Source organism: Bacillus cereus group sp. N21, assembly GCF_016483395.1.
Lineage (GTDB): Bacteria > Bacillota > Bacilli > Bacillales > Bacillaceae_G > Bacillus_A > Bacillus_A pseudomycoides.
Window position 1 is genome coordinate 1 of record NZ_JAEHBX010000027.1, and the last position, 24,452, is coordinate 24,452.

Here is a 24,452-nt window from a genome sequence, read left to right on the forward strand (position 1 = left end):
AGTCCATATAAATATAGAACTCAGGTTACTTAGTTGTGCTTTTTGAATACAGTCTACTTGACAGGGGTCACTTCAATGTGCAGGCGCCTTTTTAATTATTGGGCTTTTGTATGCTCCTTGTGATCACATCCGCAAGATCCACATTTCCCATAAAGTACTGTTGTTTTTTCATCTTCAAAGTGTGCGATTGTTCCTTCACAAGCTTGACATACAATTGTTCCCATTTTTTATTTCCCCCTGAGTTTCATTTATAGTTTCAAATCTTTATATTCATAAACTTCCTATATATTACTGGGCTTTTGTATGTTCTTTATGATCACATTCACAATGAGATCCACATTTCCCATAAAGTACTGTTGTTTTTTCATCTTCAAAGTGTGCAATTGTTCCTTCACAAACTTGACATACGATTGTTCCCATTTTTCATTTCCCCCTAAGTTTATGGTCCTAAAAACTTTTTCAGCTGCAAGATTCCTATATATTATTGGGCTTTTGTATGCTCCTTGTGATCACATCCGCAAAATTCACATTTCCCGTAAAGTACCGTTACTTTCTCATCCTCGAAGTGTGCAATTGTACTTTCACAATCTTGACATACGATTGTTCCCATTTTTTATTTCCCCCTAAGTTTATAATCCCAAAAACTTTTGTAACCGCTTAACTTTCTGTCTTTATTTTAATATGTTATACTTTTTACGTCAATAGGTTTTTAGTATAACACATTAAAAATTTTATTTTACATTAGTATGAGACAATAACAAAAAAACAGTCATATCTTAATAAGTACGACTGTTCCCTTTTGTTTATTCTTCATATTCAGCATGTAAAGAAGTAGGTGGTACAAGAAACTTAAAGAACTGTGCTAAATCATCCGCCTCCTCCTCCGATTGTAATTTAAAGACCTGTTGTAAATGTTGAACATTATCTACATCATCTTGTCCTAGTAGAGTTGCTCTCCCTGTTTGCATGCACACGACAAGAGGTTTCCCAAAAAACATATTTGTATAAATGACCCCAAAGTCATAACGGTTCTCATGTGTCATAAATCCTAGAAATCGTACCTTCACACTTTCATGCTCATCATACAATTTTTCAAACATTTACTCCCTCCTTTCTTCACAACACTTTCTACTTGTATATATTAAACAAAACGAGGAATGATCCCTTTTTAATTGTCAAAAAATTTACAACAGTGTTAAAATAAATATATATATTACGTCAGGAGGAAAATCTTTATGCAACATGCATTTATTAAACTTGTACCTAAATCTAAACAACAGGCTATCTCATTAGAAGATGTAAAACAACTTTTTCGTTATTATAAAGAAATTACTTCCCAAACCGGTGTGCAAGTTAGCTATGCATATACTAACGTGGCATTTCCATACGAAATACTTGATACGTCTGATACTACACTTGAGCTAAAATCTAGTCATGATCGATATAATTCTATTTATGTGGGGGTTGGAATAGAAAACGAGCAAGCTTTCGTTCAAATCTCCTTACCTTCTACTGCCACATTTGGAGATAAAGGAAAAGCGAATGAATTCTGCCGTTTTTTAGCCAAGAAATTAGAAGGTGAATTAAGGTTATTTAATGGAAGAACAATGTATTTTTATAAACGCTAACCTGTGAAAAAGAGATATTTAATGAAAAAAAAGAACATACTATTTCCAATGGTGCAACAAACTGCCTCTTTTCTGGAGTGCAACATAAAATGTGCAATAACATAAGCTAAATAAAAAAATATAAAAAAAAGTAATACTTTGTAATGTACTTTATCACGATTTGATAATAATAACACTAATGAAAACCCGCCCCATATAATAAAATGAAAGATCGAAACAAGTGATATTTTCAAGTCGTTGCCCCCTTTCATATGTCCTAGTTTATTACAATATATATGGGCATTTCAAAAAAATCATTACATAATATACGTAAGAAGCATCCTAGCTGTCCCAAATCTAAAGGACAGCTAGGATGCTTCTTCTTTTAAAAAAGATTTTACATATGAGAGCAAAGAACTTCCATTAAACAGATAATTATAGCAAGATTAAACTCTTTATATTTCTATAATTGTGATATAATATTTTACTGACTGCCTATAAACTTACAGAAAGGACTTAACATAAATGGTATTTAGTAACCTCTTATTCTTATGTTTGTTTTTACCTGCAGTGTTATTTGTATATTACACTGTTCGCAAAGAATTGCAAAATATTGTTCTTCTATTATTTAGCTTATTATTTTATGCGTGGGGAGAACCAATATATGTATTTCTCATGCTCTTTTCTATTTTTATAAACTATTGGTTTGGTATTTGGCTTGCCAAAGAAAGAGCAACTATACTTAGTAGAAAAACGCTCTTAACTTTAGCTATTATTATAAACACAGCTATTTTAGGTTATTTTAAATATGCTAATTTCTTAATCGATAATATAAATACAATGTTTCATACAAACATTGTATTAGAAAAGATTCCATTGCCGATTGGTATTTCCTTTTTTACTTTCCACGCTATGAGTTATATCATTGATATATATAAGAAGAAAGTAGATGCTCAGCGTAATATTTTTGATCTCGCATTGTACTTTACTGTTTTCCCTCAATTAGTTGCTGGGCCAATCGTTCGTTATAATACAATTTCTCATCAACTACACACCCGAACAGTTGATGCCGATAAATTCTCTGAAGGAGTTCGACGTTTTATCATCGGATTAGGAAAAAAAGTGTTAATCGCTAATCAATTAGGCGCTATTGCCGATGAAATTTTCGCCATGGATCCAGCAACCATGAGTGTTTCTACCGCTTGGATTGGTGCTATCGCTTATACACTACAAATCTATTTTGATTTTTCTGGGTATAGTGATATGGCAATTGGATTAGGAAAAATGTTTGGATTTGATTTTCTAGAGAATTTCAATTATCCATATATTTCAAAATCCATTTCTGAATTTTGGCGTCGTTGGCACATTTCACTTGGTTCGTGGTTCCGCGATTATGTCTATATTCCACTTGGAGGAAACCGAGTATCCAGCTGGAAAGTCTATCGTAATCTTTTTATCGTATGGGCACTAACAGGTTTTTGGCATGGAGCTAGTTGGACATTTATGATTTGGGGAATTTATTACGGATGTCTCATTGCTTTAGAAAAAGCCGGTTTTGAGAAAGTGTTACAAAATATGTGGCGCCCGGTCCAACATGTATACGTTATGTTTTTAGTAATCATTGGATGGGTTTTCTTCCGAGCTGATAATTTTGCTTACTGTTTTGAATTTCTCCAAACAATGTTTGGAATAAATGGACCATTAACAGACATTAAGAGTTACTTCTATGTCATGAACTATTGGGGAATTTTTCTCCTGGCAATTGTTACTTCAGCTCCAATTTTTTCTTGGCTGAAAACTATGCTTTCAACAAAAAGGATAGTAATTTTATCTCCACTTTATTATTTAAGTGTGCTAATAATCGTTATGATGTATTTAACAAATGCAACGTATAATCCATTTATTTACTTCCGCTTTTAAAGGAGGGGTAGCTATGAAAAATTTAAACAACCGTATATTAATTACAGGATTTTTAATTGTTATTTTCGGAATGTGTATATGGACTGGAAAAATTATTTACTTGGATAAAAAAACCTTTTCTAATTTTGAAAATAGGGATCTAGCTATTGATCCTGTCTTAACTAAAGATGGTTTAAAATCAGGAAAATACTTCAAAGATACCGAGTTACACTTTACAGATCATATTGCAGTTCGAGATTTCTTTATTAAAACATATACAAATTTACAAATGCACTTCAACCGAACATTTATAAATCAAAAATATGTTGCAAACGATGGTTTTATTTTATCTGAACCAACAAAAACTGACGAACGTGAACAAATGAAGCAATCTGTAAATGAATTAGATAATTTAAGAAATCAGTTTCCAAAAACTGAGTTTTATTTTATGTTAGCACCAAGTAAACTAACGACATTTTCATATAGATATCCACCATACGTAGATCGTGGATATGACCAAAAACATCGCGATTACCTTGTACAAGCATTAAATAATATAAACTTTCCTGTTATTGATGTTCTGCCATTCTTCCAAAAAGAGTTTAGCCGTGAACAGTTAGAAAGTTTATACTTTAAAACAGACCATCATTGGAATATGAAAGGTGCGTTTTATGGATATGAATATGCAATGAATTATATATCTGATCACTCAAAGATATATAAAGATGATAAAGTAAATCGAGATAATTATAAATTCATTACTGAAAGACCTAATGGAGATTTTATTGGAAGTTGGAATAAACAACTGTATAATTTAATAAAAACTCCTGAACAAATCCCTTATGTACAATTAAAGCAAAATCCAAATGCTTGGGATGATTACACCGTATATATTGGGCCTATATCTGAGCAAGCAACTAAAGTACCAATGAAAGAATTCTTTGCAAAGGATAAAAAACAACCTGCACCAAATTATGCAGCGGTCTATCAAACAGACTATGCACAAATTAATATTCTAAATTCGAAAGCAAAAAACAAATTACATGCTGTAGTTATCAAAGATTCTTATGCTGATGCAACATATCCCTTATTTGCTCAACATTTTGAACAAATAACATTTATCGATCCACGATTTGCAGCTAGTAAAAATATAATAAAAGATCTAAAAGAATTAAATCCTGATGTCATACTATTCCTGTATAATGACGCTAGTATAAGCCCAGAAATGTACCAATTTAAAAATGAACAATAAAAAACAGCAAATAAGAGGTGACGAAGAATCACCTCTTATTTGTTGTTTTTATTTTTTCTATAATACACTGAAATTTTATTCAGTCCTCGAGAACTTAGATTTTATAGATCACTTATCTTGACAGCTTCTTTGCTTTCATTAAATGTGGGTTACTACACTACTATCTACGAATGGGAAGATAAAATGTAACTTCTATTAATAATATTATTCTTTCCTCCAATTCAATCCTCTATCTCATCCTAATAACTTTATTTCCTTCCAGCATGGAGATTAAAAAAGCTTACCTAACATAAAAAATAAAAAACCACCTTCTAATATCTAGAAAGTGATTTTTTATCTACTTCATATTATTTTACAATGTGAATTGGCATTCCAAGAGCAACTTCCGCTGCTTCCATTGTGATTTCACCTAATGTTGGGTGAGCATGGATTGTTTGAGCGATATCTTCTGCTGTCATTCCAGCTTCGATAGCTAAACCAATCTCAGAGATAATATCAGAAGCGCCTGCACCTGCAACTTGCGCACCTACAAGAAGACCATCTTCTTTACGAGTTACAAGTTGTACGAAACCGTCTGTGCTGTTTAATGATAATGCACGGCCGTTTGCAGCGAATGGGAATTTAGAAACCGCTACTTCCATTCCAGCTTCTTGAGCTTGTTTCTTAGTGTAACCAACAGATGCTAATTCTGGATCAGTGAAGCATACTGCAGGAATTCCGATGTAATCGATAGCTGATGCATGTCCACTAATTGCTTCCACAGCTACTTTACCTTCGTAAGAAGCTTTGTGAGCTAATGGTGGTCCAGGAACGATATCACCGATTGCATAGATGTTTGGTACGTTTGTACGGCATTGCTCATCGATTTCGATGATACCGCGGTCAGTCATTTTAACTCCAACTTGCTCAAGACCGATTTCTTGAGTGTTTGGACGACGACCTACAGTTACTAATACATAATCTGCTTCTACAGTTTGTACTTCGCCTTTAACTTCGAAGCTAACTTTTACGCCGTTTTCAGTTTCTTCAACGCCTTTAGCCATAGCTTTTGTATGGATGTTTACGTTACCTTTTTTCTGAAGAGCACGTTTAACAACTGTGCTCATTGCTTTTTCGAAACCAGCTAAAATTTCATCGCCAGCTTCTACTACAGTAACTTCAGTACCGAAGTTAGCATATGCAGTTCCTAATTCCATACCGATGTAACCGCCGCCGATTACAACAAGTTTTTTAGGAATTTCAGGTAAGCTTAAAGCACCTGTAGAGTTGATAACACGTTTAGAGTATTTGAATCCAGGAATTTCGATTGGTGTAGAACCAGTTGCAAGAACAGCATTTTTAAACGTATAAGTTTGAGCTGCATCTTCAGTCATTACACGTAATGTGTTAGCATCTACGAAGTAAGCCTCACCGCGAATGATTTCAACTTTGTTACCTTTAAGAAGGCCTTCAACACCGCCAGTTAATTTCTTAACTACGCCGTTTTTCCATTCTTGAACTTTTGTGAAGTCAACTGTTACGTTCTCAGCAATGATACCCATGTCATCAGAATGTTTTGCATTCTCATAACGATGACCTGCATTGATTAATGCTTTAGAAGGAATACATCCAACGTTTAAGCATACGCCACCAAGGTTAGCTTTTTCAATAATTGCTACCTTTTGACCTAATTGTGCTGCACGAATTGCTGCAACATATCCACCAGGACCTGCACCAACAACGACTGTATCTAATTCAATTGGGAAATCTCCTACTACCATTGTTATTACGCCTCCATTACTAATAATTGTGGGTCGTTCAATAAACGTTTAATTTGGTTTAATGCTTTTTGAGCAGTTGCGCCGTCAATTAAACGATGGTCAAAGCTTAGAGATAATGCTAATACTGGAGCTGCAACGATTTCACCGTTTTTCACAACTGGTTTCTCAGCGATACGGCCAATACCAAGGATTGCTACTTCCGGGTGATTAATAACTGGAGTGAACCATTGTCCACCTGCAGAACCAATGTTTGTGATTGTGCAAGAAGCACCTTTCATTTCTGCTGGAGCTAGACGACCGTCACGTGCTTTACCAGCAAGCTCATTGATCTCGTTAGAGATTGTGAAGATAGATTTACGATCTGTATCTTTAACAACTGGTACCAATAGACCTTTGTCTGTATCAGCTGCGATACCGATGTTGAAGTAATGTTTATGAACGATTTCTGAAGATGCATCATCTAAAGAAGTGTTCAACATTGGGTATTCACGTAATGCAGATGTTAAAGCTTTTACAACGTATGGAAGGTAAGTTAATTTAATACCTTTGTCAGCTGCAACAGCTTTGAACTTTTTACGATGAGCAACAAGTTCTGTTACATCTACTTCGTCCATTAATGTTACGTGAGGAGCTGTGTGTTTAGAGTTAACCATTGCTTTTGCAATCGCTTTACGGATACCGCTCATTTTCTCACGAGTTTCTGGGTATTCACCAGCTGGAATTGGTTGTGCTTTTGGTGCTTCTTCTTTCGCTGCTGCTGGAGCTTCTACTGCTGGAGCTGCAGTTGCTACTACTGCTTGTCCACCATTTGCAAATGCATCGATGTCAGCTTTTACAACGCGGCCATTTTTACCAGAGCCAGCTACTTTATGAATGTCTACACCTTTTTCACGAGCGTACTTACGTACAGATGGCATAGCAATTACGCGCTCGTTTATTTCTTCAGCTGCTGCTGGAGTAGCTTCTGCTGCAGGAGCTTCTGCTTTTGCTTCCTCTGCTTTTGGAGCATCGTCATGGTCGTCACCTTTAAATTTAAGGTTTTCGTATCCAGGAGCATCAAACTTAATTAAAGTATCTCCTACTACTGCAACTGTACCTTCTTCTACAAGTACTTCAAGTACTTTACCTTTAACTGGAGAAGGGATCTCTACAACTGCTTTATCATTTTGTACTTCAAGAAGTACGTCGTCTTCGTTTACTTCATCGCCTGGTTTAATAAACCATTTTACGATTTCACCTTCGTGGATACCTTCACCGATATCTGGTAGTTTAAATTCAAATGCCACGGAATTCAGCCCCCTGATTCATATCATTATTATGGAATAAGCACAAAAGAAATCAGCATGTGCTGATTTCTTTTGCACATGAAAAACTAAAATTAGAAGTTCATTACTTTGTTAACAGCTTCAACAATATCTTTATGGTTTGGTAACCATACGCTCTCAGCTTGAGAGAATGGGAATACTGTATCAGCAGCTGCAACACGTACAACTGGAGCTTCTAAGTTTAAGATAGCACGGTCGTTAATTTCCGCTACAACGTTTGCTGCAATACCTGCTTGTTTTTGAGCTTCTTGAACAACAACTACGCGGCCTGTTTTTTCAACAGAAGCAATGATTGTTTCGATATCTAATGGTTGAACTGTACGTAAGTCAACAACCTCTAAAGAGATACCTTCTTTTTCAAGTTCTTCAGCAGCTTTTAATGCAGCGTGTACCATCGCACCATATGCGATAACAGATACATCTGTACCTTCGCGTTTCACATCAGCTTTACCTAAGTCAATTGTGTATTCGCCTTCTGGTACTTCTTGACGGAATGAACGGTACAATTTCATATGCTCTAAGTAGATAACTGGATCGTTGTCACGAATCGCAGAGATTAAAAGACCTTTTGCATCGTATGGAGTAGATGGAATAACAACTTTTAGACCAGGTTGTTGAGCCACTAATCCTTCTAAGCTATCAGCGTGTAGTTCTGGAGTATGAACGCCACCACCGAATGGAGAACGAACTGTTACTGGAGCAGTCCAACGTCCACCAGAACGGTAACGCATACGAGCTAATTGACCAGAAATTGAATCCATTACTTCATAAACGAAACCGAAGAATTGGATTTCTGGAACTGGACGGAATCCTTCAAGTGCAAGTCCAACTGCAAGTCCACCAATACCGGACTCTGCAAGTGGAGTATCCATTACACGGTCTTCACCGAATTCAGCTTGTAAACCTTCAGTAGCACGGAATACACCGCCGTTTACACCAACGTCTTCACCAAACACAAGTACGTTAGGATCATTTTTCATTTCAACGCGTAAAGCATCAGTGATCGCTTGAATCATTGTCATTTGAGCCATGGCTTACTTCGACTCCTTTTCTTTGTAAATTTCATATTGTTCAGCTAAGTTGTAAGGCATTTTTTCGTACATGATTTCCATTAAATCAGTTACTTTTTGTTTTGGAGCTTGGTCAGCCTTAGCAATTGCTTGTTTGATATCTTCTTTAGCTTCTTCGATTACCTTTTCTTCTACTTCTTGAGACCATAGGCCTTTGTTTTCTAAGAATGCACGGAAGCGTACGATTGGATCTTTTTGTTCCCATTCGTTTTCGATATCTTTTGTACGGTAACGAGTTGGGTCATCACCAGCCATTGTATGTGGACCATAACGGAATGTTAAAGTCTCGATTAAAGTAGGACCTTCGCCATTTACTGCGCGCTCACGAGCAAAAGCAGTTGCTGCGTATACAGCTAATGGGTCCATACCGTCTACTTGAATTCCGTAAATACCTGCTGCTACTGCTTTTTGCGCTACAGTTTTTGCTGCAGATTGTTTTTCTACTGGAGTAGAAATTGCATAACGGTTGTTTTGAACAACGAAGATTGCTGGAGCTTTGAATGCACCTGCAAAGTTCATACCTTCGTAGAAGTCACCTTGAGAAGCACCGCCGTCACCTGTGTAAGTAATTGCAACAGATTTTTTACCACGTAATTTCATACCTAACGCAACACCAGCAGTTTGGATAATTTGCGCACCGATGATGATTTGTGGAGCAAGTGCATTTACATTTTCAGGCATTTGGTTACCCATGAAGTGTCCACGAGAGAATAAGAATGCTTGGTATAATGGTAAACCATGCCATACTAATTGTGGAACGTCACGATATCCTGGTAAGATGAAGTCTTCTGCTTCAAGTGCGAAATGACTTGCTAATTGAGAAGCTTCTTGTCCAGCTGTTGGTGCGTAGAAACCTAAACGTCCTTGACGGTTTAAAGAAATAGAACGTTGATCTAGTACGCGAGTATACACCATACGGCGCATTAATTCTTTTAATTGATCATCAGTTAATTCAGGCATTGCTGCTTCATTCACAACTTCGCCTTTTTCATTTAAAATTTGTAATGTTTCAAATTGAGCTGCGATAGCTTTCATTTGCTCATCAACATTAAATAGGGTCTTTTTTGTTTTAGTACCCATTCCGTTCACCTCTTCCTCTCTTGAACCATATTCTGAAACGCTTTCACTAGCAACTAGCTAGAAAGAAAACGCAACCATGTAAACCGACAGGAAACCTCGCCGGTTGAGAATAATTTTGTGTACCTAACAATCTGTACTAATGTTTTTTCAGAAACATATTAATACAATCTTGATCACGTTTTTTAGTTTACAACTATTCTAATCACGATGTCAATTACTTTGGTTACGTTTTTTTTATGAATAACATTGAGGTTTCCACTGTACATAGGTGTTTTCATTTTCACATCTGTATTAGTAAGCAATAACCTACTGTTATATTATTCCCTTTTTAACCATCTTTTCATCGTAGAATAATATGTAAACGATTAATTCTTCTTAGTTTTTCTCTCTTTACAACAAAAATATGCAATCGCTTCTTCCTTTTCTAGGCGAATGTCTATACACTCCTAATCACTCTCCCATACATTATAATAACCGCAGTGTTAGCGGGAAATGATAAAGGAGGTCATCTCATGTACGGATACACATATTGCTATCCAACTTGTTCATATCCTTCCTATGGCTATGGAGGTTCTTGCGGAGGAGGATCCGGACGCGGCTTTGCCTTAATCGTTGTATTGTTTATCCTTTTAATTATCGTTGGTGCTGCTTGCATTCGTTAATGTAAAACAAAACAACTATAGAAAGAAACAGGCGGCTATGCCGTCTTTTCTTTTTACTAAACGAACTCTGATGAAGAAAGTGCCGCACCCGGCATACTCTTAATTCTCTCCAATTATATATAGAGGCTATGTACTTTATCATGACTTTTTTCAGCTCCTTTGGTAGACTAAAGGAGAAAGGAGAGATTGTGAATGCTTACAATGAATGATGTAATTCGTGAAGGAAATCCCATTCTACGAGCAGTAGCAGAAGAAGTACCTCTGCCAGCAAGTGAAGAAGATATACGTACTCTTAAAGAAATGATCGAACTTGTAATAAACAGTCAACACCCTGAAATGGTTGAAAAATATAATTTACGTCCAGGAATCGGGATTGCTGCACCACAAATTGGCATTTCAAAAAGAATGATTGCTGTTCATGTTACTGATACAAATGAGACATTATACAGCTATGCTTTATTCAATCCAAAAATTATTAGTCACTCCGTTGAACGTACATACTTATCGGGCGGCGAAGGGTGCCTATCTGTAGATCGTGAAGTTCCCGGCTACGTTCCGCGTTACACACGAATCACAGTTAAAGCGACTACTATCGATGGTGAAGAAGTAAAATTACGTTTAAAAGGGTTACCAGCGATTGTATTTCAACATGAAATTGATCATTTAAACGGCGTAATGTTCTATGACCACATTAATCAAGAAAACCCTTTTGCATCCCCTGATGATGCAAAACCATTCGAAAGATAAAATAACAAAAAAGCAGAAGCTTTAGCTCCTGCTTTTTTATAATGAAATGGTTCCCATACTCTTTTGTTACAATAAATGAGCCCACTGTAAGCCGTGAAGAATCCCATCTTCACTAACATCTTTCGTCACATAATTAGCAAGTTTTTTCAAATCCTCATGACCATTCCCCATCACAATACCTGTTCCTACCGCTTCAATCATCTCTAAATCATTTAACCCATCTCCAAAAGCATAGACCTGTTCACGTTTAAATCCTAATTTCTCAATAAACTTTTCAATTCCCTTTGCTTTTGAACCACCATTTGGGATAATGTCCATCGAATATGCATGCCAACGAATAAAGTGAAAATCTGGATAATCATGAAGAAACTTTTCTTCTTCACCTGCTTGGCAAAAAAGAAGCGTTTGATAAATATCACGATTTTCATAAAAACCTGGTTCATATACTGGATGTTCAAACTCCAAACTTCCGAAACTTTCTTTTACATAATCATGATATTCTACTGTTGCCTTCATATCCTTATGATCTAAATAAACAAGCGGGTATCCCTCTTGCTTTGCAAATCTTGTAAATGTATGTAACGTATTAGAATGTAGCGGATTTTTAAATATAACCTCATCTTCAAATACAACATATTGGCCATTAAAACTAACATAATTATGAATATTAAGTTCATTACGAATATCTTCAAACATGAAAGGCGCACGCCCTGTCGCAATTGCCACATGTACTCCTTTTTCTTGCAACATACGCACGGCTTCTCTTGTAGATTGCGGAATTTTTTTATCATGATCTAGTAATGTTCCATCAATATCAAAAAAGACGATTTTATCATTCATTTTCAAAACCCTTTCTAGCCCTTCTATGTTCCTACCTTGACTATTTCTTTTCAAATCCTAAAAAAAAGTATAACATATTAAACATCTGTGAAGAAAGCGTTCACTTCCTAACCTTATTCGCACAATATGCATATACTATCAAAAGAACATTGATGTTTGTTTGAATGAATTTTCTTTTCTAATCTATCTCATACTATATTCATAACTGGGGGGCATACTGCCTGTGAGAGCCAAAAACGTAACATAAGATTACATCTGCACGAGCCAATAAAACCCTTGAATATCCGGACAGCACTTCCCTCATTTCTCTTCTATGATTTCCTAGTATGTAGAGATGAAGAGTTACTACTGACTAAACAAAAAATAAGTATGCATGTTTGAAATAAGGAAAGGAAGGAGTAATCATGCTGAAGAAGCTGAAGAAAAAGTTAAAACGATATTTAAACGATTTAGTCCGTAAAAAGACCATGGCTTAAATCGTGCCCATTTCGGGCTTTTTCTTCATTCTCATTCGAAAAAACATGAAAATCATGACTATTTGCTTTATAATAGGTAACAGATAATGCAAAACATAGACAAGGAGAGGTTTTCCCAATGATTTTTAAAGTATTCTATCAAGAAAAAATGACTGAGGTTCCAGTACGTGAAAATACAAAAGTTTTATATTTAGAAGCGGAATCTGAAAGAGACGTTCGTACAAAATTACAAAAGTTCGCATATAATATTGAGTTTGTCCAATCTGTTACTGGCGCTCATCTTGAATACGAAAAGCAAAATGCTGATTTAACATTAACGGAGATCGTATAATTTATGAAATTCCTAAAAAATGATCAGGCGGCCGTTTTTGCTCTTGGTGGACTCGGTGAAATCGGCAAAAATACATATGCTGTCCAATTTCAAGATGAAATTATTATAATTGATGCTGGAATTAAATTTCCAGAAGACGAACTTCTCGGAATCGATTACGTGATTCCTGATTACACTTATTTTGTACGAAACGAAGATAAAATTAAAGGGTTATTTATCACACATGGTCACGAAGATCATATCGGTGGAATCCCTTATTTATTACGCCAAGTGAACATCCCAATTTATGGTGGGAAATTGGCAATCGCCTTAATTAAAAACAAGTTAGAAGAGCACGGATTACTTCGTAAAGCAAAACTTTACGAAATTCAAGAAGACGATGTTATTAAATTCAAAAAGACATCTGTTTCCTTCTTCCGTACGACGCACAGTATTCCAGATTCATATGGAGTTGTTGTGAAAACACCGCAAGGGCAAATTGTTCATACGGGAGACTTTAAATTTGATTTCACACCAGTAGGGGAACCAGCAGATTTAACGAAAATGGCAGAAATCGGTAAAGACGGTGTCCTTTGTCTCTTATCTGATAGTACCAATAGTGAAGTACCTAACTTTACAATGTCTGAACGCCGCGTCGGTGATAGCATTCAAGATATTTTCCGCAAAGTGGAAGGACGTATTATCTTTGCAACTTTCGCGTCCAATATTCATCGTTTACAACAAGTTGTAGAAGCTGCTGTTGAAAACAATCGTAAAGTAGCTGTATTTGGCCGAAGCATGGAAGCAGCAATTGAGATTGGTCATAATCTTGGTTATATTCGTTGTCCAAAAGATACATTTATAGAAGCGTCTCAACTAAATCGCCTACCAGCTAATAAAGTTGTTATTTTATGCACAGGTAGTCAAGGGGAACCAATGGCAGCACTCTCTCGTATTGCTAACGGTACACATCGTCAAATTCAAATTATCCCTGGTGATACAGTTGTTTTCTCTTCTTCACCAATTCCAGGGAATACAGTTAGCGTAAGCCGTACAATTAATATGTTATACCGTGCTGGTGCTGATGTTATTCATGGTAAACTTTCAAACATTCACACAAGTGGACATGGTGGACAAGAAGAACAGAAGTTAATGCTACGTCTCATTAAACCTAAATACTTTATGCCAATTCATGGTGAATTTCGCATGCAACGTATGCATATGAAATTGGCAAACGATTGTGGTATTCCAGAAGAAAATTGCTTCATTATGGACAATGGTGATGTTCTTGCCTTACGTTCAGATGAAGCAAACGTTGCTGGAAAAATCCCATCCGGCTCTGTTTATATTGATGGAAACGGCATTGGTGATATTGGTAACATTGTATTACGCGACCGTCGTATTCTTTCTGAAGAAGGACTTGTTATCGTAGTTGTCAGCATTGATATGAAAGAATTTAAAGTTGCAGCAGGACCTGATATTATCTCTCGTGGATTCGTTTATATGCGTGAGAGTAGCGATTTAATCAACGATGCACAAACTTTAATTACTACTCATTTAGAAAAAGTAATGGAGCGAAAGACAACACAATGGTCTGAAATTAAAAATGAGATTACAGATACATTAGCACCATTCTTGTATGAAAAAACAAAACGCCGTCCAATGATTTTACCAATCATTATGGAAATATAAAAAAAGGACAATGCTTGCTGCGAGCATTGTCCTTTTTTATTTCACATTATATCCTATCGTAAGAAGTGCTTAAAGCGATTCACTTCATCATCATGACCAATTACAATTAAAATATCTCCTGATTGAATATTTTCTGTAGCTCGAGGAGAAACAATAACTTCCTTCCCTCGCTTAATTGCCACAATGTTTAATCCAAACTTCGCACGAATATCTAGTTCAATTAAAGAGTGGCCATCAATTTTTTTATTTGCGATAATTTCTACAATACTATGCTCATCTGAAAGCTCTAAGTAATCTAATACGTTACTTGAAGCAATATTATTCGCAATTCGTTTTCCCATATCGCGTTCAGGATGGACAATATGATCTGCCCCTATTTTAGTTAACACTTTTTCATGATAATCATTTTGAGCCTTAACAGTAATATTTTTTACGCCTAATTCTTTTAAAATAAGAGTCGTTAAAATACTCGCATTTAAATTGTCACCAATCGCAACAACTACATGATCGAAATTGCGAATTCCAAGGCTCTTTAAGACCATTTCATCTGTTGAATCTGCAATCACTGCATGCGAAGCAATATTTGCAAATTCATTTATCTTGTCTTCATCAGAATCAATTGCCATTACTTCCATACCTAATTGAGCTAATTCACGACAAATACTGCCTCCAAAACGTCCAAGTCCGATGACAGCAAATTCTTTCTCTTTCTCACTCACATGAATTCCTCCAATAACATCAAGTCCTGTCTACTTTTATTGTAGCATACTTTACATTCGCCACAAAGACTAGTAATCAACGTATACTTATTTTTGCTTTTGTATATAGAAATACTGCTGCAAATAAAATGCAATAATACAAATGAGCATACCAAAAACAAAAATATTTCCAAACGAACTAAACGTTTGAAACACAAATAATAATGTTTCTTGACCAAAAAAGGCAAATAAGAGCTGTGTAAAAGCAAATAAGAGCGCCCATTTATAATGCTGTTGATGAAATAAATAATGAGTTGCTCCTAAAAATGCACAAAATGAAATAATAAATATCCACCAGGTCTCTAAAAACACTTGCCATCCTGCAAAGTTATATCCATTTACAACAAGTGCAATGATTCCAATGACTAACATCGTGGGAACACTCCAAAATAACGCTCGACTCCGAAAAAATCGAATCCCATTAAAATCACCTTTTTCATTTGCGCAATACGTTAAAAATGCTGTACTTATATACAGGACAGAAAGAATTGTTAATACGATGATTAACCAAAAATGTAACTGATTATATTCATGTTCTATATTCGTAACAATAGCTGCTAACATACTTGGAATCAGCATACCTGTCCATCCGTCAATTTTCCTTTCATTCCAAAACACAGCATTTCCTATTCGAATTCCTAAAAGCATAAAAATAGTGACACCAATTACAAATAATGTTGTCTTATTTCCAACTAGACTTGTCGAAAAGGCAATTAGACCAATAAATAAAAAAAGAACGAATCCATTCATAATCTCTAATACTGGTGATAAATAACCTTTCACCCATTTATATGTTTCTTCATATCCTCGTTTATTCGTTAAGCGATATGCGTAAAAACTTATCCCGAAATAAACTGCTGCAATAATAACATATGCGTATAAAAAGAAACATAAGATTGCACTGCCAATCTGCACCTGATTCCCCACCCTTTTTTCTATATATCACATTGATTTTACACATTTATCGCATAAAAAGTAAACTAAAACATACAGTTCCATTTCCTTCAGTAAGATTTTTATTTCTAAATTAGTATGTACACGTCCCATTTCTCATTTATCCTACTATTTATAAAGTGAAATTTTAATCAATGGAGGTTTCTTCCCCCCCACCTACCTTCTTTACTTTCGCTGCATGTTGAGGTGGAGCTCTTACCACCCATGAATAGCGTAATAAAACAAAAACCTCCTAATGAAAAGGAGGCTTTGCACATATCAAAAGAAACTTCTCCTTCCAAGCCATCTAGCATGTAAAGAGAAAGCTTCCCATCTTATTCAGCTTCTTTTTTCGCTTCATCTAACACACGATTTACTCGTTTTGTTAGCATTTTCATTCCACTTCCACCTGCTTGGAAATGACGAAGCACACCATTTTTATCAAATACATAATACGCTGGTACATATTGATTTTCAAATGCATCGGCAATCTTGTGTTGGTTATCCACCAAAATCGGTTGGGATATTCCGTGCTCTTTTGCAACTGCTTCCACTTGCTCAAGATTTAAATCTTCTTCTGAACGTGGCATATGAACTGCAACAACATTTAATTGCTCTTTATATTCATCACGGAATTTATTAATATCTGGCATTGCTTCTTTACATAAGTGACAACTAACTGACCAGAAATGAATAAGTGTTGGCTTTTCGCCAATTAGTGATTCACGTACTACTTCTCCATTTAACACTGTTGTTGCACCGTCTAAAGAAGGCATTGGTTGACGTAATTTCATGATTTTCCCCCCTTACGAATGTAGAGAAAGGCCTAACAAAATATTGTTAGACCCTGCTATATTTCACAATAAAATTAAACGTTTAAAGTTGCTTGACCTGGTTTCCAGTTTGCTGGGCAAAGTCCACCAGTTTGAAGAGCTTGAAGAACACGAATTACTTCGTCAACTTCACGGCCAATGTTGTTGTGATGTACAACTTGGTACATTAATTCGCCTTCTGGGCTAATGATGAATAAACCACGAAGTGCGATACCTTCTTCTTCAAGTAATACACCGTAGTCACGAGATACTACATGGTTTGTATCAGCAGCTAGAGGGTATTTTAATTCACCTAAACCGTTTTTCGTACGGTCAGTGTTAATCCAAGCTAAGTGAGTGTGAATTGTATCAGTAGATACACCAATTACTTCTGCATCTAAATCTTCGAACTCATCATAACGATCAGAAAGTGCGATAATTTCTGTTGGACATACGAAAGTGAAGTCCATTGGATAGAAGAAAAGTACCGTCCATTTGTCCTGTTTCATAACCTCTTCAAGACTTACTTTACCAAATTCTTTGTTTGGCATAACAGCGTCCATTTCAAAGCGTGGCGCTTGTTTTGCTACCATACGTTCTGCCATATGTATCAACCTCCGTAAATTTTTTATCATATATTGTCTACTCTTGTATTATATAAGAGGAATTAGTTTTTAGTCAATTTTATTTGATAATTATTATAAAATAACTTACTAACAACTTGTTCCTCCACCTACCATTATAAAGTATTGTGTTAGAATTACAAAAAAAATGCATCATAAATTATAATTTTCCACATAAAAAGAACAGGCTTTAACCCCTGTTCCCTTTCCATTTTACATATTGATTTAAAAACGAAATGGTTTGTTCGATTGCCTCTTCTTTCGGTTGTAGCTTTGCATGATGTAAACCATATTCTGAGTCTACCCCAAGCCAAAACATAAATCCTGGGATATCACGAAGCATATACCCGAAATCTTCTCCTGTCATCGCCTCTGTACATGTAACAACATTCATATTCGTTTGCTCAGATGCAAACATCATAAACTCTTGCGTTAACTCTTCATGATTATATACTTGATGATACATTGCTCCATAATCAATAACAGCTTCACATTGAAATGCTGCTTCGATACCTGTGACAATCGCTTCTATTCTGCTCTTCACTCGTCTCATCGATTCAACTGATAGTGTTCGAATTGTCCCTTCTAGGCGAGACTTTTCTGCAATAATGTTTTGGACTGTACCACCTGTAATTTTGCCAATTGTAATAACCGCACTATCAAGTGGATTCACATTACGACTAACAACCGATTGAAGCTGTGTAACAAGATGACTTGCCGCAACGATCATATCGTTCGCAGTATGTGGATATGCTGCATGTCCACCTTTTCCTTTTAAATCAATATATAGTTCCGATGTATTTGCAAATAGTAATCCTTCTTTTGTTGCGATTGTCCCCACTGGATACTCTGGTGCGATATGAAGACCTAGAATGATATCAGGCTTCCACTCTTGTAGTTCTTCGCTTCCTAACATAGGTAAAGCGCCACCTGGTCCTTCCTCCGCCGGTTGAAAAATAACTACAAGGTTATCATCTATCCTGTCATTTACAACCGCTGTTAAGAGTCCTAATCCGATTGTAGCATGCATATCATGACCACATGCATGCATCATTCCTTCATGAATAGAAGCGAATTCATACCCGGTTTCCTCTGAAATCGGTAAACCATCAATATCTGCACGATAACCAATCGTTTTCCTTGGATTTCTGCCATTCACTTTAACGATTACGCCGGTTTTCCATGTTTTAACTTCAATATATTCCTTAGGAAGAGTATAAATATAATCTAAAATATATTGTTGTGTTTTCCATTCCTTAAACCCTAACTCCGGAATCTTATGTAAATCCCTACGAATTTGTACAAATTTACTGACTGCCATGTCTCCACCACCATTTATCTCGCTATTCGCGGGCAGTAAGACCTCCAACTCAAAATTCAGCGAAAGCAAAGAAGTTAGGTGGGTGATCAACTGCCCGTAAAAGTTTCACTTTATAAAAAGCGTAAGAGCTTATTTGCCCTTACGCTTTTGTTCTTTATTTTTCTGGGTTTAATTGACGAAGTTCTTGTTTAATTTCTGTTTTTGCTTTTGTCTTTTCATCAATTTCTTTAATAACACGAGCTGGTGTTCCTGCAACCACTGTATATGGCGGTACATCTTCCGTTACAACTGCACCTGCTGCAACAACCGCGCCTTTACCAACTGTAACACCTTCTAGGACAACTACATTTGCACCAATTACAACGTCATCTTCAACGATAACTGGTTTTGCAGAAGGTGGTTCGATCACACCTGCAAGTACTGCCCCAGCACCAACGTGACAGTTTTTACCTACTGTAGCACGTCCGCCAAGCACTGCATTCATATCAATCATTGAACCTTCACCGATTACTGCACCGATATTAATCGTTGCATTCATCATAATAACTGCATTATCACCGATTTCAACATGGTCACGAATAATTGCACCTGGTTCAATACGAGCTTTAATACCTTTTAAATCAAGCATTGGAATAGCAGAATTACGACGGTCGTTTTCAACAACGTAATCTACAACGTGCTTTTTATTGTCTTCAAGAATTGTCTTAATCTCAGACCATTCTCCAAATAAAACACCAGATTTTTTATTTACAAATGCTTGTACTGTTTCAGGGAATGTTACTTCTTTTAAATCCCCTTTTATGTATACCTTTACAGGAGTTTTCTTCTCGCTTTTTTGAATAAACGAAATAATTTCGTTTGCATCCATCATTTTCATGCTTGTTGCCTCCTAAATCCATTTATAATGTTACTCTACCAAACGAAAGAGCTACTAGCAAGACAATAATCTTATTTTTCCATTTGAATTTCTTCTATAATATCTAAAAATGCTTGCACTTGCTTAAGTTGCCTTGCAGAATCGCTTGTCAATAACCACGTTTCTCGAGTCAATTGAACAGGCGTTTTATATGTCTTTTCTCTTACTTCTTTTAACACAGTAGAAGGCAACAGCGCATAACCAATTCCATTTAAAACGAGCTGCTTACATGTTTCAATTTGATCAACTACAATCGTTCGTTTAGGAGGATTAGAAAATAAACTATACCACCAATTTTGTATTTGTCCATAGTATGTGGAATCGCTTTTAAATTGTATAAACGGTCTGTTTGTATCTTTCAACATAGAAATATCTTTAATTTCTGTGTCAACTAAATACAGCTCATCCTCAAATAATTGCTGTTTATACCCTTTATATTCTTGTTTCCCTCGTAGTATAGCTACATGAACATCCCCTTCATAGAATTGCTTCTGTACTTCACTACTCCATCCCGTGAAAAGGGAAATTTTAACAAATGGATATTTTTGTACAAACCGCTTTAAAACAGGTGGTAACCAATATTGGCCAATCACAGATGCCACAGCTATCTTTAATGTCCCATATGTTTCCGTACGATAGATTGCTAATTCACTTTTAATTGCCTCTTCCCTTTGCAACATATCTTTCGCATAATTGGCCACTTTTTCCCCTTCTGGTGTAATTGTCAGGCCTTTTTGAGAACGGATAAAAAATTTCATTCCCCACTGTTTTTCCATTGATTGTAATCGTTGACTGAGTGCAGGTTGTGAAACGAATAAGCGCTCCGCAGCTTTTCTCATATTGGATTCCTGTGCTAAAACAACCATCATTTGAAAATCATCAATTTGCAACTTTCTCCCTCTTTCCTTATCTTACATCTAACCTCAATATATATGTTGCACTATTCTCTAACATGCGATATTTATTTTTTATTTTCAAGAAGCTTGGATAAATTGACATTTCACTTAACCTTTTATACTTGTTGACGCTGTTCCCTATACACAATGGAAAAGAGACGCATGATAAAAAAGCGACTTCTTTTTTATTCGAAGTCGCTTACCCTTCTTTATCGATTATACTGTCTTACTTTTTTGTTCAACAATTTTAAAATAGCACGCCTTGTTAAAATTCCTTCAAAGTACCCGTCATTGTTTACAGCACAAATAAATGGATGATCAATTGTCATTTCTAACGCTTTAGCAAATGAATCTTCAAGTCCAAGATTCGGAATGTCCTTTTTCATTACATTCTCCACTTTCATATCCTCAAGCTTTTCAAATTCAATGCGTTCTAACCCTAAAATACCATCCAAAATCATCGCAGTACTTATTAATCCATGCAATTTATACATGGGATCTAAAACAGGAATCGCAGAATATCCAGACTTTACAAGAACAAGTAAAGCATGTTCTAAGCTATTTCCAATTTGAACATGTGCAACTTTTTCTGATGAAATCATTAAATCCTTTACAAGAACTTGTTGAAACTCATCTTTCGGAATACTAATCATTTTATATCCCCCACTTTTTCTCCCTTTTTCCTGCTAACATGATCTCCAATAGACTATTCATAAGAACCTTACTGTTCGAAGTTAATCATATCCACAGCTAAAAGTTTCACTTTATTTCCCATTTCTACTCATATCTTATGATAGCGTTTTCATATTATTATTTTGTCCTTATTTATTACAACAAAAAATAATGATACACAGTTTATTTTACCATAGAACACAAAAAAAAGACTACCTTTCTGGTAGCTCTTAGTATCCTTCATTTTTTAATCGATTAAATAACCTTGTAATTCTTCTATATTGGGAAATATCAGCTTTTTTTAAACCAATTTCAATATCTGTAAGCTCAACAGCTAGAATTTCAGTAGCGTAGTTTTGACGAAATAAAATATCTAACAGCAAGCTTTTTTCTTCGTTTGTTAAAGTAACTTCCGTCTGCATATACTCCTCTCCTTATGCTTTTTTCTTATTATTTATTATATAAAATATTCGCTTAGTTTAATAGATAAAAAATTCAGTTTTTTACTTTGTATATCGATTTGCATAACTAAAAGCTGCATAAGCATCAGGTTTAATTTTTGCAGTCAGCCCCATCGCCTTCACCTTCATTGTCATATCCGAAATAAATTCTTTTGTTAATCCATTATTTCCTATATCCAAGTGAATTTCCATTACAAATCCAGCTCCTTCATGAGCGTATGGATGTAAAATCTCCCATATCCGCCTTATATGTTCCGGTGTAAACAAACAGGCGACTTCTTGACTAAACTGTGTTTCTAAATATATTTTCTCACGTAAGGTAGGTGGTCTTTTATGTACTGCTTTATGTTTTAAACATCCCCATGCTCCTTTCCCAACACGATGAATGTGCACTGCCGTAATAAAACGAGTATCTTTTTGATGTGCTTGTGAATCAGTTCCAATAGACAGTCGATATAAATTGCGTGGATCTCTTTTAATAAAATTACAGATGCGTGAGAAAACCGTTTCAAAATTCATATTCCTCTCTGATACATTATAAAATGGATGCTCACCGTCCACATAGTCACGTCCCTTCGATTAGACAGACTTTTTGCATTCTCATTGTATGGGACAAAAGAGGAAAATATGACTTTATTATCCTTTACTTGTTTCTATATTTCGGATGGAATACTTACATGCTGGACAAGTATAAATTACATTCTGATTAGACTGAGCTGTTAGCACATGAACAATTTCAAATGACATATGACATTTTGGACAAACAACAATTGGTAATCGTTCCACACTCCACATTCCCTTCAAACTTTTAATACCAGTGTAGGAAGAACCAAAAAATCTTATACATATAAAGTGAAACTTCCATCAAGCTTTTACAAATCGTTATCTCCACATATCTTCTTTAATTCCTTATCCTCTTACTACCCATTAATGAAGAATGAAGTTATTATTAAAATCACCAAAAAAGGTACCGCTTCTCGCGGTACCTTTTTTGTATGTATCAAGAAATAATATCGTAGATCTCAATTGCAACCATATCAATGTTATCGAATTGATACACTTGTGGCTTTTCGCCTTGCTGATACACTTCTAACTCATACATTTCACTTTTATCGAAAAATTTCACGCTACATTTGCGTTCACCGTTCACTTCAAAATAGCGTTGTGCTACTTCACCGCTTTCAGCTTGTTCTTGTAGACTAACAAGTCGAGTTAAAATTCCTTGGAGTAGAGACATGAAATCTCCCCTTTCTCTAATCTTCCTACCAATAGGTTTTACAGCTATACTCATTCTATCCGTCATAACAGAAAAAATGTTCCACACTCTAGGATAAAGCTTCTTGACGAGAAACTCAACTAAAATTTGTCGAAAAAAGAAGTAAAAAGCGGAAAGGAAATCTTTTTTTTCCTTTATTGCGGTTTTTGTAGCTGCGGAATATAATAAAAAGCAGAAAAAGAGGAGGATTTATAATGAAAAAAATAGAGGTTTATACACAACCAGATTGCCCACCATGTACCATTGTAAAAGAATTCTTAAAACACAACAACATAACATACAAAGAATTTGATGTCAAAAAGGATACCGCTGCTCGCGACCGTCTTTTATATGACTATAACTCATACTCAACTCCAACCGTTGTCATTGATGGGGAAGTTGTCTCTGGTTTTCAAATTGAAAAATTACAACAGTTACTAAATCTAGAACAGGAATAGGCAATGATTCACCTATTCCTGTTCTTTCAACTCTTGTAATTTTTTCATTTCTATTAAAAGCTCCTGACTCTCATGATAACCAGCTAATTTCCATTTCCCTTCTTCCTTTTGCAACGTGATAATTTGATATTGTTCATTTTTCACCCATTCATATACGTATAAAAGCCCATGTTCTTCGTCAAATGCTAACTTTGTTTGAGAAGTAAAAGAAAAAGGAGCTTCTTTTGTAGGAAGTAAATGTTCACCACTTTGTTTGTCACCGTTACTATTTTCATCTGTAAAAACTTGAAGAAAGTTATTTGTAAAATAAGGTGATAGTGCATCATACATCTTCCCCATTGATAAATGCTTCCCACGAATTGAAAATTGTACCTCATATCCCTTTTGAATGGTTGTAAACACTTCTTTTCGATCCACTTTTATTTCTTCTTTACCAAGAACCGTTGTAACACTATACCCAACTAGAAAGGCAACACATAAAAATAGAACAAACCAAATTCCATATTTTCTCATTTTTTTCACCTTCCTTTAACAGAGCTTGTCTTTGTAGTATTCATTGTAACAATGATTATGTAAAGAAAGGGATGGTTTCGTTCGTAAAATCTTTACAATGATAGACAGCATTTT

The 24,452-nt window shown here is 35.5% G+C and carries 31 protein-coding genes; 8 read left to right on the forward strand and 23 right to left on the reverse strand.

Annotated elements, in window-relative coordinates:
* Nucleotides 1–95: 95 nt before the first annotated feature.
* From JDS96_RS16030 to JDS96_RS16045, 4 genes are all read right to left on the reverse strand, one after another.
* The gene (locus JDS96_RS16030; RefSeq protein ID WP_006095810.1) at nt 96–224 is read right to left on the reverse strand and encodes a GapA-binding peptide SR1P; all 129 of its coding nucleotides are present in this window, start codon (nt 222–224) and stop codon (nt 96–98) included.
* Between the two features lie 64 nt (nt 225–288).
* Nucleotides 289–420, reverse strand: a complete 132-nt coding sequence (locus JDS96_RS16035; protein ID WP_006095811.1) for a GapA-binding peptide SR1P — start codon at nt 418–420, stop codon at nt 289–291.
* Between the two features lie 61 nt (nt 421–481).
* A complete protein-coding gene (locus JDS96_RS16040) occupies nt 482–610 on the reverse strand; it encodes a GapA-binding peptide SR1P (RefSeq protein ID WP_003199961.1) in 129 nt (42 codons plus the stop codon).
* A gap of 193 nt (nt 611–803) precedes the next feature.
* Nucleotides 804–1,100: a DUF3055 domain-containing protein gene (locus JDS96_RS16045; RefSeq protein ID WP_003199960.1), complete on the reverse strand. Its 297-nt coding sequence runs from the start codon at nt 1,098–1,100 to the stop codon at nt 804–806.
* Between the two features lie 135 nt (nt 1,101–1,235).
* Between JDS96_RS16045 and JDS96_RS16050 the strand changes: the two genes are divergently transcribed.
* Nucleotides 1,236–1,628 carry a DUF1885 family protein gene (locus JDS96_RS16050; RefSeq protein WP_006095812.1) on the forward strand — a complete coding sequence of 131 codons (393 nt, stop codon included), beginning with the start codon at nt 1,236–1,238 and terminating at the stop codon, nt 1,626–1,628.
* Here JDS96_RS16050 and JDS96_RS16055 read toward each other — a convergent pair.
* Nucleotides 1,625–1,861: a hypothetical protein gene (locus JDS96_RS16055; protein WP_199667368.1), complete on the reverse strand. Its 237-nt coding sequence runs from the start codon at nt 1,859–1,861 to the stop codon at nt 1,625–1,627. The two genes, JDS96_RS16050 and JDS96_RS16055, sit on opposite strands and share 4 nt — an antisense overlap.
* 271 nt (nt 1,862–2,132) lie before the next feature.
* On the opposite strand from JDS96_RS16055, the gene JDS96_RS16060 reads away from it, so the two are divergent.
* Nucleotides 2,133–3,527 carry an MBOAT family O-acyltransferase gene (locus tag JDS96_RS16060; protein ID WP_003199957.1) on the forward strand — a complete coding sequence of 465 codons (1,395 nt, stop codon included), beginning with the start codon at nt 2,133–2,135 and terminating at the stop codon, nt 3,525–3,527.
* Nucleotides 3,528–3,540: 13 nt separating this feature from the next.
* A complete protein-coding gene (locus tag JDS96_RS16065) occupies nt 3,541–4,758 on the forward strand; it encodes an alginate O-acetyltransferase AlgX-related protein (protein WP_199667370.1) in 1,218 nt (405 codons plus the stop codon).
* Nucleotides 4,759–5,105: 347 nt separating this feature from the next.
* On the opposite strand, the gene lpdA is transcribed toward JDS96_RS16065, so the two are convergent.
* The 4 genes from lpdA to pdhA all read right to left on the reverse strand — a co-directional run bounded on the left by lpdA (nt 5,106) and on the right by pdhA (nt 9,993).
* A complete protein-coding gene (lpdA, locus tag JDS96_RS16070; RefSeq protein WP_003208305.1) occupies nt 5,106–6,518 on the reverse strand; it encodes a dihydrolipoyl dehydrogenase in 1,413 nt (470 codons plus the stop codon).
* A gap of 5 nt (nt 6,519–6,523) precedes the next feature.
* The gene (pdhC, locus tag JDS96_RS16075) at nt 6,524–7,804 is read right to left on the reverse strand and encodes a pyruvate dehydrogenase complex dihydrolipoyllysine-residue acetyltransferase (RefSeq protein WP_199667372.1); all 1,281 of its coding nucleotides are present in this window, start codon (nt 7,802–7,804) and stop codon (nt 6,524–6,526) included.
* A 92-nt stretch (nt 7,805–7,896) separates the two neighbouring features.
* The gene (pdhB, locus tag JDS96_RS16080; protein ID WP_003199951.1) at nt 7,897–8,874 is read right to left on the reverse strand and encodes a pyruvate dehydrogenase complex E1 component subunit beta; all 978 of its coding nucleotides are present in this window, start codon (nt 8,872–8,874) and stop codon (nt 7,897–7,899) included.
* A gap of 3 nt (nt 8,875–8,877) precedes the next feature.
* On the reverse strand, nt 8,878–9,993 hold the full coding sequence (pdhA, locus tag JDS96_RS16085; protein WP_000536894.1) for a pyruvate dehydrogenase E1 component subunit alpha: 1,116 nt from the start codon (nt 9,991–9,993) through the stop codon (nt 8,878–8,880).
* A 512-nt stretch (nt 9,994–10,505) separates the two neighbouring features.
* Between pdhA and JDS96_RS16090 the strand changes: the two genes are divergently transcribed.
* The gene (locus JDS96_RS16090) at nt 10,506–10,655 is read left to right on the forward strand and encodes a YjcZ family sporulation protein (RefSeq protein WP_018764787.1); all 150 of its coding nucleotides are present in this window, start codon (nt 10,506–10,508) and stop codon (nt 10,653–10,655) included.
* A 192-nt stretch (nt 10,656–10,847) separates the two neighbouring features.
* Nucleotides 10,848–11,402, forward strand: coding sequence for a peptide deformylase (gene def, locus JDS96_RS16095; protein WP_003199945.1), 555 nt, complete (start codon nt 10,848–10,850; stop codon nt 11,400–11,402).
* Between the two features lie 66 nt (nt 11,403–11,468).
* Here def and JDS96_RS16100 read toward each other — a convergent pair whose 3' ends face one another.
* Nucleotides 11,469–12,242: a Cof-type HAD-IIB family hydrolase gene (locus JDS96_RS16100; protein WP_018764788.1), complete on the reverse strand. Its 774-nt coding sequence runs from the start codon at nt 12,240–12,242 to the stop codon at nt 11,469–11,471.
* Nucleotides 12,243–12,836: 594 nt separating this feature from the next.
* Between JDS96_RS16100 and JDS96_RS16105 the strand changes: the two genes are divergently transcribed.
* Both JDS96_RS16105 and rnjA read left to right on the forward strand, forming a co-directional pair.
* On the forward strand, nt 12,837–13,049 hold the full coding sequence (locus tag JDS96_RS16105; RefSeq protein ID WP_003199941.1) for a DNA-dependent RNA polymerase subunit epsilon: 213 nt from the start codon (nt 12,837–12,839) through the stop codon (nt 13,047–13,049).
* 3 nt (nt 13,050–13,052) lie between these two features.
* A complete protein-coding gene (gene rnjA / locus JDS96_RS16110; protein WP_003199940.1) occupies nt 13,053–14,720 on the forward strand; it encodes a ribonuclease J1 in 1,668 nt (555 codons plus the stop codon).
* Between the two features lie 53 nt (nt 14,721–14,773).
* On the opposite strand, the gene JDS96_RS16115 is transcribed toward rnjA, so the two are convergent.
* From JDS96_RS16115 to JDS96_RS16170, 12 genes are all read right to left on the reverse strand, one after another.
* Entirely contained in the window at nt 14,774–15,439 is a 666-nt protein-coding gene (locus JDS96_RS16115) for a potassium channel family protein (protein ID WP_003199938.1), read from the reverse strand.
* A gap of 87 nt (nt 15,440–15,526) precedes the next feature.
* The gene (locus JDS96_RS16120) at nt 15,527–16,393 is read right to left on the reverse strand and encodes a cytochrome d ubiquinol oxidase subunit II (RefSeq protein ID WP_016116081.1); all 867 of its coding nucleotides are present in this window, start codon (nt 16,391–16,393) and stop codon (nt 15,527–15,529) included.
* 353 nt (nt 16,394–16,746) lie between these two features.
* Complete coding sequence (locus tag JDS96_RS16125; protein WP_003208302.1) at nt 16,747–17,205, reverse strand: TlpA disulfide reductase family protein; 459 nt, start codon at nt 17,203–17,205, stop codon at nt 16,747–16,749.
* Nucleotides 17,206–17,279: 74 nt separating this feature from the next.
* A complete protein-coding gene (locus tag JDS96_RS16130; RefSeq protein ID WP_003199933.1) occupies nt 17,280–17,828 on the reverse strand; it encodes a peroxiredoxin in 549 nt (182 codons plus the stop codon).
* A gap of 208 nt (nt 17,829–18,036) precedes the next feature.
* The gene (locus tag JDS96_RS16135) at nt 18,037–19,167 is read right to left on the reverse strand and encodes an N-acetyldiaminopimelate deacetylase (protein WP_199667374.1); all 1,131 of its coding nucleotides are present in this window, start codon (nt 19,165–19,167) and stop codon (nt 18,037–18,039) included.
* 154 nt (nt 19,168–19,321) lie between these two features.
* On the reverse strand, nt 19,322–20,044 hold the full coding sequence (gene dapD / locus JDS96_RS16140) for a 2,3,4,5-tetrahydropyridine-2,6-dicarboxylate N-acetyltransferase (protein ID WP_003199928.1): 723 nt from the start codon (nt 20,042–20,044) through the stop codon (nt 19,322–19,324).
* Nucleotides 20,045–20,115: 71 nt separating this feature from the next.
* A complete protein-coding gene (locus tag JDS96_RS16145; protein ID WP_003199927.1) occupies nt 20,116–20,973 on the reverse strand; it encodes a LysR family transcriptional regulator in 858 nt (285 codons plus the stop codon).
* A gap of 215 nt (nt 20,974–21,188) precedes the next feature.
* Entirely contained in the window at nt 21,189–21,632 is a 444-nt protein-coding gene (cbpB, locus tag JDS96_RS16150) for a cyclic-di-AMP-binding protein CbpB (RefSeq protein WP_003199926.1), read from the reverse strand.
* Between the two features lie 249 nt (nt 21,633–21,881).
* Nucleotides 21,882–22,073 carry an antirepressor AbbA gene (gene abbA, locus JDS96_RS16155; RefSeq protein ID WP_003199925.1) on the reverse strand — a complete coding sequence of 64 codons (192 nt, stop codon included), beginning with the start codon at nt 22,071–22,073 and terminating at the stop codon, nt 21,882–21,884.
* Between the two features lie 81 nt (nt 22,074–22,154).
* Nucleotides 22,155–22,673: a ribonuclease H-like YkuK family protein gene (locus JDS96_RS16160; protein WP_003199924.1), complete on the reverse strand. Its 519-nt coding sequence runs from the start codon at nt 22,671–22,673 to the stop codon at nt 22,155–22,157.
* Between the two features lie 75 nt (nt 22,674–22,748).
* Entirely contained in the window at nt 22,749–22,898 is a 150-nt protein-coding gene (locus tag JDS96_RS16165; RefSeq protein WP_199667376.1) for a hypothetical protein, read from the reverse strand.
* Between the two features lie 214 nt (nt 22,899–23,112).
* Nucleotides 23,113–23,349, reverse strand: coding sequence for a YkuJ family protein (locus JDS96_RS16170; RefSeq protein WP_000055151.1), 237 nt, complete (start codon nt 23,347–23,349; stop codon nt 23,113–23,115).
* A 233-nt stretch (nt 23,350–23,582) separates the two neighbouring features.
* On the opposite strand from JDS96_RS16170, the gene JDS96_RS16175 reads away from it, so the two are divergent.
* Nucleotides 23,583–23,825, forward strand: a complete 243-nt coding sequence (locus JDS96_RS16175) for a glutaredoxin family protein (RefSeq protein ID WP_006095818.1) — start codon at nt 23,583–23,585, stop codon at nt 23,823–23,825.
* A 12-nt stretch (nt 23,826–23,837) separates the two neighbouring features.
* Here JDS96_RS16175 and JDS96_RS16180 read toward each other — a convergent pair whose 3' ends face one another.
* Nucleotides 23,838–24,338, reverse strand: a complete 501-nt coding sequence (locus JDS96_RS16180) for a DUF3993 domain-containing protein (RefSeq protein WP_003199921.1) — start codon at nt 24,336–24,338, stop codon at nt 23,838–23,840.
* Between the last annotated feature and the right edge of the window lie 114 nt (nt 24,339–24,452).

Bases quoted from the DNA above. Each gene is read 5' to 3' on its own strand.
- JDS96_RS16030 (WP_006095810.1), bottom strand. From the start codon at position 224: ATGGGAACAATTGTATGTCAAGCTTGTGAAGGAACAATCGCACACTTT.
- JDS96_RS16035 (WP_006095811.1), bottom strand. From the start codon at position 420: ATGGGAACAATCGTATGTCAAGTTTGTGAAGGAACAATTGCACACTTT.
- JDS96_RS16040 (WP_003199961.1), bottom strand. From the start codon at position 610: ATGGGAACAATCGTATGTCAAGATTGTGAAAGTACAATTGCACACTTC.
- JDS96_RS16045 (WP_003199960.1), bottom strand. From the start codon at position 1,100: ATGTTTGAAAAATTGTATGATGAGCATGAAAGTGTGAAGGTACGATTT.
- JDS96_RS16050 (WP_006095812.1), top strand. From the start codon at position 1,236: ATGCAACATGCATTTATTAAACTTGTACCTAAATCTAAACAACAGGCT.
- JDS96_RS16060 (WP_003199957.1), top strand. From the start codon at position 2,133: ATGGTATTTAGTAACCTCTTATTCTTATGTTTGTTTTTACCTGCAGTG.
- JDS96_RS16065 (WP_199667370.1), top strand. From the start codon at position 3,541: ATGAAAAATTTAAACAACCGTATATTAATTACAGGATTTTTAATTGTT.
- lpdA (WP_003208305.1), bottom strand. From the start codon at position 6,518: ATGGTAGTAGGAGATTTCCCAATTGAATTAGATACAGTCGTTGTTGGT.
- pdhB (WP_003199951.1), bottom strand. From the start codon at position 8,874: ATGGCTCAAATGACAATGATTCAAGCGATCACTGATGCTTTACGCGTT.
- pdhA (WP_000536894.1), bottom strand. From the start codon at position 9,993: ATGGGTACTAAAACAAAAAAGACCCTATTTAATGTTGATGAGCAAATG.
- JDS96_RS16090 (WP_018764787.1), top strand. From the start codon at position 10,506: ATGTACGGATACACATATTGCTATCCAACTTGTTCATATCCTTCCTAT.
- def (WP_003199945.1), top strand. From the start codon at position 10,848: ATGCTTACAATGAATGATGTAATTCGTGAAGGAAATCCCATTCTACGA.
- JDS96_RS16100 (WP_018764788.1), bottom strand. From the start codon at position 12,242: ATGAATGATAAAATCGTCTTTTTTGATATTGATGGAACATTACTAGAT.
- JDS96_RS16105 (WP_003199941.1), top strand. From the start codon at position 12,837: ATGATTTTTAAAGTATTCTATCAAGAAAAAATGACTGAGGTTCCAGTA.
- rnjA (WP_003199940.1), top strand. From the start codon at position 13,053: ATGAAATTCCTAAAAAATGATCAGGCGGCCGTTTTTGCTCTTGGTGGA.
- JDS96_RS16125 (WP_003208302.1), bottom strand. From the start codon at position 17,205: ATGAAATTACGTCAACCAATGCCTTCTTTAGACGGTGCAACAACAGTG.
- JDS96_RS16130 (WP_003199933.1), bottom strand. From the start codon at position 17,828: ATGGCAGAACGTATGGTAGCAAAACAAGCGCCACGCTTTGAAATGGAC.
- JDS96_RS16135 (WP_199667374.1), bottom strand. From the start codon at position 19,167: ATGGCAGTCAGTAAATTTGTACAAATTCGTAGGGATTTACATAAGATT.
- dapD (WP_003199928.1), bottom strand. From the start codon at position 20,044: ATGAAAATGATGGATGCAAACGAAATTATTTCGTTTATTCAAAAAAGC.
- cbpB (WP_003199926.1), bottom strand. From the start codon at position 21,632: ATGATTAGTATTCCGAAAGATGAGTTTCAACAAGTTCTTGTAAAGGAT.
- abbA (WP_003199925.1), bottom strand. From the start codon at position 22,073: ATGCAGACGGAAGTTACTTTAACAAACGAAGAAAAAAGCTTGCTGTTA.
- JDS96_RS16170 (WP_000055151.1), bottom strand. From the start codon at position 23,349: ATGTCTCTACTCCAAGGAATTTTAACTCGACTTGTTAGTCTACAAGAA.
- JDS96_RS16175 (WP_006095818.1), top strand. From the start codon at position 23,583: ATGAAAAAAATAGAGGTTTATACACAACCAGATTGCCCACCATGTACC.
- JDS96_RS16180 (WP_003199921.1), bottom strand. From the start codon at position 24,338: ATGAGAAAATATGGAATTTGGTTTGTTCTATTTTTATGTGTTGCCTTT.